This is a genomic window from Limnohabitans sp. TS-CS-82 (genome assembly GCF_002943475.1).
The window spans coordinates 39,654-53,741 of record NZ_PTQX01000004.1 but is presented as its reverse complement, the minus strand read 5'-3'; the positions used below and the strand labels follow the sequence as shown (position 1 = coordinate 53,741).

Annotated in this window: 14 protein-coding genes and 1 pseudogene; 6 read left to right on the top strand and 9 right to left on the bottom strand. The window is 56.1% G+C overall.

What is annotated here, in order from left to right:
- The first annotated feature begins 126 nt into the window (after window positions 1–126).
- From C5F52_RS10080 to C5F52_RS10065, 4 genes are read left to right on the top strand one after another with little or no spacing between them, the layout of a single operon-like run.
- Window positions 127–870, top strand: coding sequence for a hypothetical protein (locus C5F52_RS10080; RefSeq protein WP_104798239.1), 744 nt, complete (start codon window positions 127–129; stop codon window positions 868–870).
- 36 nt (window positions 871–906) lie between these two features.
- The gene (locus C5F52_RS10075; RefSeq protein ID WP_146100066.1) at window positions 907–2,190 is read left to right on the top strand and encodes a hypothetical protein; all 1,284 of its coding nucleotides are present in this window, start codon (window positions 907–909) and stop codon (window positions 2,188–2,190) included.
- Window positions 2,174–3,121, top strand: a complete 948-nt coding sequence (locus C5F52_RS10070; protein ID WP_146100065.1) for a family 16 glycosylhydrolase — start codon at window positions 2,174–2,176, stop codon at window positions 3,119–3,121. The genes C5F52_RS10075 and C5F52_RS10070 overlap by 17 nt, the downstream gene beginning before the upstream one ends.
- 33 nt (window positions 3,122–3,154) lie before the next feature.
- Window positions 3,155–4,201: a LacI family DNA-binding transcriptional regulator gene (locus C5F52_RS10065; RefSeq protein WP_236657815.1), complete on the top strand. Its 1,047-nt coding sequence runs from the start codon at window positions 3,155–3,157 to the stop codon at window positions 4,199–4,201.
- A 30-nt stretch (window positions 4,202–4,231) separates the two neighbouring features.
- On the opposite strand, the pseudogene C5F52_RS30210 reads toward C5F52_RS10065, so the two are convergent.
- Both C5F52_RS30210 and C5F52_RS10055 read right to left on the bottom strand, forming a co-directional pair.
- A pseudogene (locus tag C5F52_RS30210) lies at window positions 4,232–4,383 on the bottom strand (SAM-dependent methyltransferase); the annotation flags it as partial.
- Window positions 4,384–4,444: 61 nt separating this feature from the next.
- Complete coding sequence (locus C5F52_RS10055; protein WP_104798236.1) at window positions 4,445–5,377, bottom strand: LysR family transcriptional regulator; 933 nt, start codon at window positions 5,375–5,377, stop codon at window positions 4,445–4,447.
- Between the two features lie 208 nt (window positions 5,378–5,585).
- Here C5F52_RS10055 and C5F52_RS10050 point away from each other — a divergent pair, with 208 nt between their 5' ends.
- Window positions 5,586–6,068 (top strand): DUF4148 domain-containing protein, encoded by a 483-nt coding sequence (locus C5F52_RS10050; RefSeq protein WP_104798235.1) that lies wholly within the window; start codon window positions 5,586–5,588, stop codon window positions 6,066–6,068.
- Here C5F52_RS10050 and C5F52_RS10045 read toward each other — a convergent pair.
- Genes C5F52_RS10045 through lptF form a run of 7 tightly spaced genes read right to left on the bottom strand, consistent with a single transcriptional unit; the run spans window position 6,050 to window position 12,623 of the window.
- Window positions 6,050–6,982 (bottom strand): class I SAM-dependent methyltransferase, encoded by a 933-nt coding sequence (locus C5F52_RS10045; RefSeq protein ID WP_104798234.1) that lies wholly within the window; start codon window positions 6,980–6,982, stop codon window positions 6,050–6,052. The two genes, C5F52_RS10050 and C5F52_RS10045, sit on opposite strands and share 19 nt — an antisense overlap.
- Before the next feature lie 8 nt (window positions 6,983–6,990).
- Complete coding sequence (locus C5F52_RS10040; protein WP_161499680.1) at window positions 6,991–7,932, bottom strand: cyanophycinase; 942 nt, start codon at window positions 7,930–7,932, stop codon at window positions 6,991–6,993.
- Window positions 7,929–9,092: a pyridoxal phosphate-dependent aminotransferase gene (locus tag C5F52_RS10035; RefSeq protein WP_104798232.1), complete on the bottom strand. Its 1,164-nt coding sequence runs from the start codon at window positions 9,090–9,092 to the stop codon at window positions 7,929–7,931. Before C5F52_RS10035 ends, C5F52_RS10040 begins: the two co-directional genes overlap by 4 nt.
- A 6-nt stretch (window positions 9,093–9,098) precedes the next feature.
- Window positions 9,099–10,040: a CysB family HTH-type transcriptional regulator gene (locus C5F52_RS10030; RefSeq protein ID WP_104798231.1), complete on the bottom strand. Its 942-nt coding sequence runs from the start codon at window positions 10,038–10,040 to the stop codon at window positions 9,099–9,101.
- Window positions 10,037–10,414 (bottom strand): sirohydrochlorin chelatase, encoded by a 378-nt coding sequence (locus C5F52_RS10025; RefSeq protein WP_104798230.1) that lies wholly within the window; start codon window positions 10,412–10,414, stop codon window positions 10,037–10,039. The genes C5F52_RS10030 and C5F52_RS10025 overlap by 4 nt, the downstream gene beginning before the upstream one ends.
- Before the next feature lie 8 nt (window positions 10,415–10,422).
- Entirely contained in the window at window positions 10,423–11,523 is a 1,101-nt protein-coding gene (lptG, locus tag C5F52_RS10020) for an LPS export ABC transporter permease LptG (RefSeq protein ID WP_104798229.1), read from the bottom strand.
- Window positions 11,520–12,623, bottom strand: a complete 1,104-nt coding sequence (gene lptF / locus C5F52_RS10015; protein WP_104798228.1) for an LPS export ABC transporter permease LptF — start codon at window positions 12,621–12,623, stop codon at window positions 11,520–11,522. The genes lptG and lptF overlap by 4 nt, the downstream gene beginning before the upstream one ends.
- Before the next feature lie 23 nt (window positions 12,624–12,646).
- Here lptF and C5F52_RS10010 point away from each other — a divergent pair, with 23 nt between their 5' ends.
- Window positions 12,647–14,086 carry a leucyl aminopeptidase gene (locus C5F52_RS10010; protein WP_104798227.1) on the top strand — a complete coding sequence of 480 codons (1,440 nt, stop codon included), beginning with the start codon at window positions 12,647–12,649 and terminating at the stop codon, window positions 14,084–14,086.
- Window positions 14,087–14,088 lie beyond the last annotated feature (2 nt).

Below are 14,088 nucleotides of genomic sequence, written 5' to 3'. Positions count from 1 at the left end.
TTTCGAAATTTAAGGGAAAACCACAGTACCTAAAAGCAGCTTCAGCATTTCAAATTGAATTTGTGAAAGCGCTTTCAGAAAGCGGTTTCAAACTAGGTGTTTTAAACAACAATTCAGGAGAGCAAGATGGCATTTCAACGTATGGGCTATATCGGTAAATCATTCACGATGGGTGCCTTGGGCATTCTGGGTACTTTGGTGGCGTGTGGCGGTGGTGGTATTACAAGCACCATTGCACAAGCTGTGGCTTCGCCTTATGTGCTGGTCGCATCCAGCTACACCCCAAATGCAGCACCCGCTGGTGATTTGAAATGGAGTACAGCTGAAGGAGGTGATGTATTTATGGGCTCCGGTGGTAATTACATCTACGGAGACTATGGAATTTTTCTTCAACCTGATATCGACTATCACCAGTCTGTTGGTATCCAGTTCAAGCACACTGCGGCATTGGGTTCAACCGATTACATCTACACCAAAATTCAGACACCACAAAATGCTGGTCTTGACGTTTCGCAGTCAGGCAATTTGATGATTCAAATGGGCAACGGTGTTGATCGTGCTGTGCAAACTAACAGTGCCACTGTTTTCACTGTAGAACTCAATGGTGGTGCTTACAACAGCACGACTTACTCGTATGCCAACGCATGCTCAGTGAACGTGACTTTGAACACCACGGCCACCGCCAACAATCTGCGTGTGTATAAATTGCCCCTGACCTCTTTCACGACCTGCACAGGGACGTTGACTGCATTGAAGTCAGACCTGAAAGCTGTCGTGGTTAAAGTGCTGCCAGCGAACGATACAAATGCAACTTCTACTGACAACAACTTTGTATTGCCTAAAGTGGGTTTAGTGGCTTTCGCGCGCTAAAAAACATCAACCTTCGACTCAGATGATGGTCTTCAAATGAAATATATAAAAAAAACTAATTTCTTCGGGCTCATGCTGCTTGCTGCGCATTCGCTTTCGCATGCAATCGACGTGGGGCCTTTGACCATCAATGGCTTCGTGAAGGTTGAAACATCTCGCGCCAGCAATCAATGCAGTGATTGTCAATTGGTTGCTGGCGAAGCACGTCATCGTCCATGGGCGGATGACCTTGCCGCAGGAAAAAGTTACGGCACAAAGGGTGGAAACGTCAGTCTCGCCCAACCTTATATCGGCACCAAAGAGTTTGATTTGGGGCAGGGTTTCAAAGTGAAAGGCTTGCTCAGCCAACGTTGGCGCGATGGCAAGGTCGACATTCCTGGCGTCTGGTACGAAAAAAATGCCACTGTTTTGCATGAAGACTATGGAAGTTTGCAGATTGGTGCATTTCCCACCAGAGGATGGAGCGTCGCGGATTTTCCTTATGGGACAAAATTTGGCGTTGCAGACCCGTGGGCTTCTAGTGGTGCCGGGTATGGCTTGTTAACCAATGCGGTTCGTTACGGTTTGCCACTCATGGATGTCAACGGCGGAGACTTGCACCTAGAGCTGACTTACGACCAAGGCGGTGCAGGATACGTAAAGCACAAACCACAGTTTTACGAGGTTTATGCTAAATACGTGAATGGTCCGTTGATTTTGGATGCTACAGCGCAGTCTGCAACGAACGGTATGCCCATGGCTTGGGGGCATGGACCTTTCAAAGGCATCACCAATGATGCTTCGAAAGAAAATTTGATTGCCGAGGGCAACAAACAATCTATTGTGATGTTGATGTCCCGCTACCAGATGAATGCTAAGACCGAGGTGTTGGCTGGCGTTCGTTTCAATCGTTGGAGCGGTAACAAAGCTACATGGTTAGGCCAAGATGCACAAGGCAATGACTTGTGGAATGACATGTTTAACATTAGCAGTCTCACAGGGCCGAGTTACAGCGCAACATCGACAGACTTTAGTTTGGGCGTGGTGTACAAATTCATGCCTAAGTGGTCCGTGAATACAGGTGTGGTTTATCTGGGCAAAGCCAATACCAGTAATTCGGTCGAACGTGGTCAATCTAACAGCATGATGCTCAATACCTTGGGTGTTGGTTACGAAATTGAACCAGGATTCTCTGTCTACGGTTTTGGTGGCATGGTGAATTTTGGCCACAAAGGTTTGGCACCTTTGAGCATGCCAGGGCACGCAGCTTTCACAGGTGTCGACTCACGCGTCGCTAAATCAGGCAATTGGGCAGGAGTGGGTCTTGTTTACACGTTCTAAGCGCCACTTTGCTTTGCTCGGCTTGGTGGGCTTAACCGCTTGTGGCGGTGGTGGCGGTGGTTCCACAGCGCCAGCAAGTCTTGAGCTCACGCTACCCGCCACCTACGCGCTGAAATGGTCTGACGATTTTTCTATGCCGGGTCGTCCAAACAGTACTTGGTCGTACGACTTGGGTTCTCCGCTCTTAGGTGGAACCGTTTGGGGTAATGCTGAAAAGCAGTACTACACAGATCAAGCTAAGAACTCGTTCATCGATGCCAACGGTCAGCTGCTGATTCAGCCTGTTGCTGGCATTGCTGGGGCAGACATGGTCAATGGTGATTCACCATCTGTGCCCGATGTTTTGAGCAGCATACAGGCCCGTAATGTGAGCGTAACCTCGGCCAGGTTGCACACCAATACGGCGAGTTATTACGCGGCCTTAAATGCGACGCCTTACGGGTTTTATGAAATTAGAGCCAAAGTGCCTTGCGTCGCGGGTGCTTGGCCTGCCATTTGGATGATGGGCAAAGATGGCGTTTGGCCAGCGCGTGGCGAAATAGACATCATGGAATGGTTTGGCGGCCTTTCCGAATTCATTGCCCAACCTAATCAGGTGCAGTCTGGTGTTCATTCGACCACCAACCATTGGGCTCCTCCAAAGGCTCCGTTGTATGCAAAAAAATCAGTGGCAAATCTGTGCACTGAGTTTCACAAATTTCAATTGCACTGGAGTGCTAATGAAATTTTGATGGGTGTGGACGGCGTGCCGACGTTCTCATTCAAGAAACCAGCCAATGCCACAACGGACAATTGGCCTTTTTCACAACCTGCCTACGTGTTGCTCAATGTTGCGGTGGGTGGCAATTTGGGGGGGGTCTTCAATGTCAATGACCTGCCAAATATGAACATGAAAGTAGATTATGTGAAGGTGTGGCAGCCGCCATCTTGATCGACAATCAGCGCTGCAGTTAAATTTCACATTTTGTCCGTCATCAAAATCATGCCTTCAACCACAGCCATAACACCACGAGCCACCTTGGGCATGGTTGCCCAAAAGGCAGGTGTTTCACCAAGCACGGTGTCCCGAATTTTGAATGGCACAGCGCAAGTCAGTGATGAGAAAAAAGCCTTGGTGCAGGCGGTGATCAAGGAGCTTGGTTTTCGCCCAGACCCGGCTGCGCGCAGCTTGGCAGGGGGGCGAACGATGAGCATTGGCGTGCTCACACAATTCATAGACAGCCCTTATTACGGCGAGGCTTTGCGTGGCATTGAAGATGAGCTCAACAAAGCTCATTACTCCCCGCTTTTTGTCAGCGGGCACTGGAACGAGGCGGAAGAAAAAAAACGTATTCAGTTGTTGTTAGATAGAAAAGTGGACGGCATCATCGTTTTAACTGGGAAGCTATCTGACGACACACTCATCGAGATCGCCAAAACAATTCCGGTTGTCGTCACAGGTCGGCAACTCAGTGGTGTAAATCTCTTCAGTATTGACTTTGACAACGCTGAAGGTGCTTCACAAGCTGTGAATCACTTAAGCCAATTGGGACACCAAAAAGTCGTATTTCTCTCGGGTCCGTTGGACCACCCTGATGCCAAGCAACGTCTTCAGGGTTACAAAAAAGAAATCAAACGGTTGAAGATGATCAATGATAAAAATCTCATCGTTGAGAGCGATTTTCTTGAGTCTGGTGGATTCCGATCAGTCAATTCTCTTTTAGCAAACAAAACTGAATTCACAGCCATCATTGCGGCGAACGATCAGATGGCTTACGGTGCACGTTTGGCACTTCACAAAGCTGGCTTGAGTGTGCCTGATGATGTATCGCTCATCGGTTTTGATGACCTACCACACTCAGCATTTACATTGCCGCCTTTGACTTCGGTGCGTCAATCGGTTTATGAAATTGGCGTTTCCGCTGCCAAAGCCATGTTCGATTTGATTAGTAAGAAGAGTCCACCTTCGCAGCTTGTGGAGGCAGAACTCATTATCAGAGAGTCAACTTCAGCTTGCAAAATTTCACGTTGAGTTGCGCATCTTTAACGGCGCTCTTTTGTTCTACGCTGCCACTACTGCTAGCGCTTTGTAAACCATTACTTTCAGCGAGCGTTCGTCCGACACATCCACAAACACAGCGGGGTTGGCGACGCTTGAACGTAGCTGAGTTCCGGTGCCAGTTCTTGCATTTGGTTTTGTAAGAAGGCCAAGCCGGTGAGTGTCAAGCGGCTGGACAAGGCTTGGGGGCAGTTGAGTTATTGAGGCCGTGCCGACTTAACAAGCCGTACAAGCCGCCATCGCTCTCGCGTTTTGTTTCTGTGTTTCTTCCACCAAAAAATCAAGAAATACCCGTGTGCGTTGGGGGATGAACTTGCGGCTGGGCAGTGCCGCGTACATGACCAATCGTCCCGTGATCCAAGGTGCCAACACACGCACCAACTCGCCTCGGTTCAGGTAGGGCGCCACGATGTCCATCGCCACCGAGGTGATGCCAGTGCCGTCCAGCGTGGCGCGCAGCAGGCTGTCGGTGTGGTTGGCCAGCAGCACAGGTTGCATCTCGATTTCTAGGGGTTGGGTGGGGTTTTCAGGGCACCACATTCGCCACAGTCGGGGTCTGGTGTTGGGCATTTTGTGGGCCAAGCAATCGTGCTGCACCAAGTCTTCGGGGCGCTGCGGTCTTCCTCTGCGTTGGAGGTAGGTGGGGGATGCCACCAAGATGCCTTCGGACTCAATCACTTTGCGGGCCACCACGTCGCCGTCAAAGCTGTCGTCGGTGCCGAGCAGGGTGATGTCGAAGTCTTCGATGGGTGGCTCATGCAGTGATGCCACTTCCAAGTCGATCAAAATTTTGGGATGACGTTTGCGAAACTCCGCCAACAGGGGCGCGATGACATAGCTGGCCAGCACCGGCGGCGCGTGCAGGCGCAACAGCCCCGCCAGTTCGGTGGTTTGCGAATGGGCGACGGCATCGGCCTCATCAATGTCTTGCAAGATGTTGCGCACGCGGCTGAGGTACTGCTGGCCTGCGTCGGTGAGCGACAGGCGGCGGGTGGAGCGTTGCAGCAAGCGCGTGCCCAAGTGTTCTTCGAGGTCCGCGACCAAGCGTGTGACCACGGGCGGCGACATGTCCAGCGCCCGCGCTGCGGCTGCAAAACCGCCTTCATTGACGACGCGCTCAAACACGCGCATGGAGAGCAAACGGTCCATCAAAAAGCTCCAGTTCAGAATTTCAAGTGCTTGATTGTTTCTGATTTAGAAATGTAGATGTGTTTATTTTGCTATTTTTCTATTGAGTTAGAAATTTTAAAGTTCACCCATCGATGCAGCGCTTTGAACAGAAGCCTCACCGACTGGGCCAAGAAGCCAAGTCATCCCGACCGGCAGGCCATTTCTTCAACATCAAGGAAACCTGATCATGAACCGCTCTTACTTCTCCGCCATCACCCTCGCCGTTGCTGCACTCGCTGCTGGCCAAGCCATCGCCGCTGATGCTCACACACCCAAAACCCGCGAGCAAGTGAAAGCCGAATTGGCCGAAGCCATCCGCACGGGTGACATCGTGGTGAACAGCGAAACGGGGCAAAAAGCCAATGAAGCGAACCCTGGCTTGTACCCTGCCAAACCCGTGGTTCAAGGCTATACCCGTGCCCAAGTGAAGGCTGAACTGGCTGAGGCCATCCGCACGGGTGACATCGTGGTGAACAGCGAAACGGGGCAAAAAGCCAATGAAGCGAACCCTGGCTTGTACCCTGCCAAACCCGTGGTTCAGGGCTATACCCGCGCCCAGGTGAAGGCTGAACTGGCTGAAGCCATCCGCACAGGCGACATCATCGCGGACGGTGAAACGGGCAAGAAGCTCAATGAGATCTACCCACAGCGTTACAACCGCGTTAACTGAGGCGCTTTGTAAACCAATACTTTCAGCGAGCGTTCGTCCGACACATCCGCAAACACAGCGGGGTTGGCGACGCGCTGAACGTAGCTGAGCTCCGGTGCCAGTTCTTGCATTTGGTCTTGTAAGAAGGCCAAGCCCAGTTCTGGTGCGTTGAGGCACAAAAGCGCATGGCCATCGGGGGCCAGCAGTTCGGGCAAACGGCGCATCAGACGGGCGTAGTCTTTGGTGGCGACGAAGCTGCCTTTTTGGTAGCTGGGTGGGTCCACGATGATCAGTCCGTAAGGGCCGCCACGCGTGATTTTTCCCCACGTTTTGAAGATGTCATGTGCCAAGAAGCTGGCGCCTGTGGCGATGCCGTTGAGTTGGTGGTTTTGCTGGCCGATGGCCAAAGCGCCTTGGCTCATGTCTAAGTTCACCACGCTTTTGGCACCGGCTTGCAAGGCCACCACCGAGAAGGCGCTGGTGTAGGCGAACAGGTTGAGCACTTTGAGCTTGGGGTGGGCGCTGACGTGTTCGCGCACCCAGCGACGGCCTTCGGCCATGTCGAGAAACAGGCCGTGGTTTTGACCTTTGAGCACATGCACCCGAAAGCGTGCGCCCAGTTCGGTCACCACATGGGGTTCAGGCACGCTGCCCGCCATCAGGCGGGTTTCGGCTTGGCTGTCGTGTCGGCATTGAAACACCCAGTTCAGCGGTTGATCGGGGGCGAGTTGTTGCCAGCGTTGTGTCAACGCGTCATGGACGGTGGCCAACTCGGCCTCGCTGACCGGTTGAAAGCTGGTCAGCACAAAGGCGGGCGGGAAGGCGTCGAGCACCCAATGTTCGCAGCCTGGGTACATGCCGCCTCGACCGTGAAAGACCCGTTGGGCATCGGTGGGCAGGGCCATCGTGGCGATGGCGTTGAGCAAGGCTTGCATGTGTTTTTTTAATCTCGCATGGGCCCTGTTTGGGCCAATAGATAGAGCGCTTCCCACAAAGCGAGGGGCTGCTTTTTGTTATTTTTAAGGTTGGTTGGTACGACGTAGCGGTGACCGGCAGGCAGCAAGTGCAATTGCAAGCCCAGCATTTCGAGTTTGTCTTCAGGCTCGACGAGGTCGAAGTTGCTGCGCATTTTGCGCGGGTCGACCACGGTGACGGCGCCGCGACCGACCACTTCGATGGACAAGCCGCGCTCGATCACCAACGCGGTGTCTTCGTCAATGCCCACGCCTAACAGATCGGGTCGTTGTGCCAAGGCCGACAGCAAACGGCTCAAGCGTTGGCGTTGTGAAAAATGCTGGTCAATGATGGCATTGGCCACAAAGCCCAAGCCGATGTCCATTTGCACCACGTCTTTTTCTGGGTTGGGCGTGGCGGTGCCTTGGGCCAGCATTTGGCGCGACATCACGGCGGCGCCCGCGCTGGTGCCTGCAATGCAAGCGCCGCTGATGTGAAATGCGCGGTGCATGGCTTGTGCAGCGGGCGACTCCCACAGGCATTCCATCAAGCGGTTTTGGTCGCCCCCCGTCATGAAGATGCCATCGGCCTCGGCGAGTTGTCGCACCACGTCGGGCTTGGAGGCATCGTCACGGGTGAGCAAGGGCACCCGCTCGCAATCGGTGGCCCCCAAGTCTGCGAACACGGCTTGGTAGCTGGCCCATGTCGCATCTGGAAAACCGCTCGCTGCGGTGATGAATTTGATCCGTGCGTTTGCACCGCCGCTGAGGCTGAGAAACCGCTTCAAGATGACGCGGTCTTGCTGGCGATCTTCTGCGCCGCCAATGATGACCAAGTGGCCACGATGGCTAGGCTGTGCAGCACACGAAATGGGCAGCACGGCAGAGCCCAAGAGCAGGCTCAGGAGTTGGCGTCTTGGCAGCAAGGTCACAAACGCGCCAAGCGGCCCAAGGCCAGTTTGAGCGTTTCGTCTTTTTTGGCAAAGCAAAAACGCACCACGCGTTGGTCAAAGCCATCGGCATAAAACGCGGAGAGCGGAATGGCGGCCACGCCAATTTCGGTGGTCAGCCATTTGCAGAAATCGGCTTCGCTCAGGTCTTTCTCGGGCACGGCCAGTTTGTCGATGCGCACGCATTGAAAGTAGCTGCCTTGGCCGGGCAACAGCTCAAACTTGGTGTTGGCCAAACCGGCGCGGAACAAGTCGCGTTTGGCGCTGTAAAACGCGGGCAGTTGCAAGTAGGGCTGCGGGTCTTTGAGGTAGTTGGCCAAGCCGTATTGCACCGGCGTGTTGACGGTGAACACGTTGAATTGGTGCACCTTGCGAAACTCGGCGCTGTAGGCCGCAGGCGCGGCCACGTAGCCGATTTTCCAACCCGTCACGTGGAAAGTTTTGCCAAAGCTGGAGACGATGAAAGCGCGGTCGGCCAAGCCGGGGAAGCTGGAGGCACTGAGGTGCTGCATGGGGGCGTAGACCATGTGCTCGTACACCTCATCGCTGATGAGCACGATGTTGGTGGGCGCCAACAGCTCTTGCAGCTGCAGCATTTCTTCGCGGGTCCAGACCATGGCGCTGGGGTTGTGGGGGCTGTTGACGATGATGGCGCGGGTTTTGGGTGTGATGGCTGCCGCGATCTTGTCAAAGTCGGGGCGGAAGGTGCCGGGGGTGAGCGGCACACGCACGGCCACGCCGCCGGCCATGTCGATGTTGGGGATGTAGCTGTCGTAGCAGGGCTCCAACACAATCACTTCGTCGCCCGCGCGCACGATGGCCAAAATGATGCTGAGGATGGCTTGGGTGGCGCCTGCGGTGATGGTGATTTCGGTGGTCGGGTCGTAGCGGTGTTGGTACAGCGACTCGATCTTGTCGGCCACGGCTTCGCGCAGCACGGCCACGCCGGTCATGGGCGGGTATTGGTTCAAGCCGTGGGTCATGGCGTCGTTGACGCAGGCGACCAACTTGGGGTCGCAGTCAAAGTCGGGGAAGCCTTGGCCGAGGTTGACGGCATTTTTTTCGGTGGCGAGCGCCGACATCACGGTGAAGATGGTGGTGCCGATTTTGGGGAATTTGGTGTCGAGTTGCGGTGTGGTCATGGCGGTTTACATGTCGTAGTCGTTGGCATGGCCTTCGAGGGCCTTGAGGATGAGGTTGCGGTCGAGGCGGTCGCTCAGCAGGGCGGCGAAGTCGTACACAAAGTTGCGAATGTAGGCGTTGCGCTTGAAGGCCACGCGGGCCACGTTTTTACCAAACAATTGCGCGCCGGGGCGGGCCACCAAGTCGTCGTCCAAGCTTTCTTTGACGGCCATTTCAGCCACGATGCCCACGCCCAAACCCAGTCGCACGTAGGTCTTGATCACGTCGGAGTCGATGGCTTCGAGCGCAATGCGCGGCGTGAGTTGTTTGGCGGCAAAGGCTTTGTCGATGCGGGTGCGGCCTGTGAACGACGGGTGGTAAGTGATGATGGGTTCGGCAGCCAAATCTTCCAGCGTGATGCGGACCTTGGCGGCCAGCGGGTGCGACTTGGGGATGACCAGCATGTGCTCCCACTCGTAGCAGGGCAGGGTGACAAGTTCGGGGTAATCAGCCAGCGATTCGGTGGCAATGCCAATTTCAGCCACTTCGTCCATCACCATTTGGGCCACTTGGCCGGGGGCGCCTTGGTGCAGGCTGATGTTGACTTTGGGGTAGGCCTCGCGCAGCCGAGACACCGGCACGGGCAGCACATAGCGCGCTTGTGTGTGGGTGGTGGCGATGGACAAGGTGCCGCTGTCTTGCGCGCTGAATTGCTCGCCGATGCGCTTCAAGTTGCCCACTTCGCGCAAGATGACTTCGATGCTGCGCAGCACATGTTGGCCGGGTTCGGTCACGCGCTTGAGGCGTTTGCCGTGGCGCGAGAAGACCTCGATGCCGAGCTCTTCTTCCAACTCAATGATGGCTTTGGACACGCCAGGCTGCGAGGTGTGCAGGGCCTTGGCCACCTCGGTCAAATTGAGGTTGCGTCGGACGGCTTCTTGGACGAAACGGAATTGGTGCAGGTTCATTCAACGTGTCCCAGCGCGATGTCGGCCAACAAGTCCAGCAGTGCCTCGCGTTCGCCAACGGCGGGTTGGCAGCTGATGTCAACCGAGGGGTGGGCCACGCGCAGCGCTTGCATGAGTGCGGGCAAGTCTTCGCGGGCGTGTCGGCCCACGCCTAAAAACATGGGCACCACATCCAAACTGGTGGCGCCTTCGGCCACGAGTTGATCTGCCACTGTGGGCAGATCGGGGACGGTCAACTCTAAGTAAGCGCAGCGCACCACGGTGCTCGCACCTTGCTGGGCCACGCGTTGTTCAATGCGCTGGGCCACGGCTTGGATGGGTTTGTGCCAGAGCGGATCACGCGAACCGTGGGCAAACAAAATGATGGCGTGCATGACGAACCTTATTGACGCAACACCAACCAGCCAAAGGCCGCCAGCGATGCCATGGAGTAAAGCAAGCCAGGCGCTGCAGCAGCAAACCACGGCGCCCAACTATTGATGTTGCCCACGTAACTGAACACGTTGTTGAGCAAGAAAAAACTGATGCCGGCCAACACGCCACCAAACACATGGCTGGCAATGTTGCCGCTGCGAAAGTGCAAATAAGCAAAGGGCAAGGCGAGCACCACCATGACCAAACAGCTCAAGGGGTAGAACACTTTTTTCCAGAATTCAATTTCAAAGCGCTGTGTGCTTTGACCGTTGGCGCTCAGGTGGCGAATGTATTGAAACAGGTCAATGGTGCCCATGCGATCGGGTTTGAGCAGCGCGACCGACACCATTTCGGAGGTGATGCCGGTGGGCCAGTTCCAGCTGTCGCGGTAGCTGCGGTTCAGGGGGCTGTCGGCTTTGTCGCGCAGCAGTTCATCGCGCTCGACTTTGCGCAATTCCCACGCGTTGTCGTTGGCGATCAGACCCACTTCAGCTTTGGTCAGTGCCACCCATTGGCCTTCTGCGTTGAATTCAAAAATACGAATGCCGCTGGGGTTGCCTTCAGGGGTGAGCGTGGTCACGTTGACCGCGTAGCTTCGGTCGGGCTGTCGTTCGCGCAGCCATGCGCCGGTTTGGCCTACCGTGATTTGCCCCATGTAGCGCGACTTGAGCAATTGCCCGTAGCGGTCGCACAGGGGCGATAGGTAGTCGCCCACAGCAAAGGTCAGCACCACAAAGGCCAAGCCCAGCCACATCAGATTGCGCAGGGCCATGGTGGGGCCAAGGCCGCTGGTGCGCAAAATGGTGAACTCGGAGCTTTGCGCCAAGCGCGCCATCACAAAAATGGTGCCAATCAAAACCGAGATGGGCAGCAGTTCATACAAATGACTGGGCACCAACAGCAGCACGAAGGTGAGGGCGTGTTTGAGCTGGTATTGGCCGTTGTTCTTGCCCACGGCTTGCAGTTCGTCCACAAAGTCGAAGAAGAAAAACAGGGCCAAGAAGCTGAGGGCCACAAAGCCCACCGCGATCAGCACTTCGCCATAAATGAGGCGGCGCAAGGTTTTCATGCGGTGGCCTCCTGGCGCTTGGGTGTGCCCAGCAGTTGGCGCCATGTCCAGTTGTTGTGGCGCACCGTCAGCCACAACATCGCTGCTGCGAACACGCCGCCGTGCAAGACCAGCAAGAACGGCAGCAAGGGCATCTTGCCCGCTGAGATCCAGCTTTGGCCGAGGTTGATGAAGTTGTAATAAACCACAAAGATGAACAGCGCCAACGCCAAGTTGCCGCCGCGCCCCACGCGGGGGTTGGCGCTGGTGATGGCCAGCGCGATGACCATGAAGTTCACCGCAGCCAGCGCCAAGCCCACACGCCACGCCAACTCGCCTTGGTTGATCAAGGTGGGGTTTTGTATGAGCTGCAGGGTGTGGGTGGCTTTGGCGGGCGTGGTAGCCGCGGCTTTCACGTCTTTGCCAATGCGCACGCCGTAGGTGCTGAACTCGCTGATTCTCAGATCCGACTCGCCCAGTGTTTGCTCCACGCGCTGACCGAGGTTCAAGATCAAGAAACGCTCCTCGTCCAGCAAGGTGATTTCGCCGCCTTTGGACGAGGTCATGGCTTGCTTGCCGTGGTCGATGGACGAAATAAACACGTTTTTGCCTTGCTTGTTTTCGACGCTGTCTTTGTCGATGAAAAACACCCGCAAGCCATTGGCTGATTCTTGGAACTGGCCAGGCGAGACGCGCTCTAAATCGCCGCGTCGCTCGAACCGCTCTTTGAGGTCACTGATTTGTTGGTTAGACCACGGCCACACCAGCAACACCAACACCGCCACCCCCAACAACATGGGCCACGCAAAGCGCAGCATCGGTTTGAGGAAAGACCGCAGGCCGCGACCGCTGACCAGCCAAATCACCATCTCGCTGTCTAAATACATGCGCGACAAGGTGCCGACGGAGGCGATGAACAAGCTCATGGTCAGCACGGTGGGCAAATGCCCCAGCATGGTGAAGCCCAGCACCAGACTCACTTCAGACGGATTGACGCTGCCCTGTGAGGCTTGGCCCAAGGTGCGAATCAGCATCATGGTCATCACGATGGTGACCAAGACAACGAGCGTGGCGCCGAAGCTGCGAGACAGCTCTTTGCGAATGGAGGAATGGAATAACATCAGAGCAGAAGAAAGACGCAATTATGAACTTTGAGCTCAAGACACTGGACGCGGCAGCCGCTGCGGGCCACAAAACCGATGCACTGATTGTCCTGCTTTCCGCAGACGCCAAGTTGCCTGCAGGGGCACTGGCGAAATGGGTGGCCGATGCGCGCAAAAGCGGCGATATCGACGCAACGCCCGCCAAATTTCTCACTTTGTGGCACCCCCAAGGCATGCAGGCCACCCGTGTGGTGCTGGTGTCCACGGGCGATGGCCAAGCGGCCCGCGTGCGCCAAGCCGTCACGGCGGCGATGGGGGCTTTGAAAGCCGCTGCGCCCAAGCAGGTCACCGTGTGCTTGCCCGATGCCAACGCCCAATGTCTGCAAGCCGCTGCACAAGCCGTGGCCGACGCCAGTTACACCTACACCGCCACCAAGCCCTCGGCCAAAGCCGCGGTCTTGAAACGTGTGGTCTTGGCCTTGCCCACGGCGGCACTCACCAAAGCGGCTAAGCCCGCGTTTGAGCAAGCCTGCGCCCAAGTGGCGGGTGTGGCCTTGGCCAAAGAGTGGGGCAACCGACCCGCGAACCACGCCACGCCCACCCAGTTGGGTAAGGTGGCGCAAGGTTTGGCCAAGCACAAGCGCATGAGCTGCAAGGTGTTGGGCCCCAAAGAGATCGAAGCGTTGGGCATGGGCTCTTTCGCTGCGGTGGCGCGTGGCTCGCGTGAGCCCATGCGCTTCATCGTGCTGCATTACAACGGTGCGGCCAAAGCTGTGGCCCCCACGGTGTTGGTGGGCAAGGGCATCACCTTTGACACGGGGGGTATTTCACTCAAACCCGGCGCGGGCATGGACGAGATGAAGTTCGACATGTGCGGCGCAGCCAGCGTGTTGGGCACCTTCGAGGCCTTGGGCTTGTTGCAGCCCAACATCAACGTGGTGGGCCTGATTCCAACCTGCGAAAACATGCCCGATGGCTTGGCCTTGAAGCCCGGCGATGTGGTGACCAGCATGAGCGGTCAGACCATCGAAGTGCTCAACACCGACGCCGAAGGTCGCTTGATTTTGTGCGACGCCTTGACCTACGCCACCCGCTTCAAACCCCGTGCCGTGATTGACATCGCCACGTTGACGGGCGCTTGCGTGATTTCGCTGGGCCATGTGCGCAGCGGTTTGTTCTCGCCCTCGGACGAATTGGCCCAGGCTCTGTCGGCGGCTGGCGACGCTGCGCTCGACCCCTGCTGGCGCTTGCCCTTGGACGACGACTATGCCGAAGGCCTCAAGTCCAACTTTGCCGATGTGGCCAACGTGGGCGGGCGCGAGGGTGGGGCCATCACGGCTGCCAAATTCTTGCAACGCTTTGCCAAAGACTACCCTTGGGCGCATTTGGACATTGCGGGCTCGGCCTGGAAGAGTGGCGCGGCTAAAGGTGCGACCGGCCGGCCCGTGGGCTTGTTGCTGCAGTATTTGTTGGCTGCCTGATC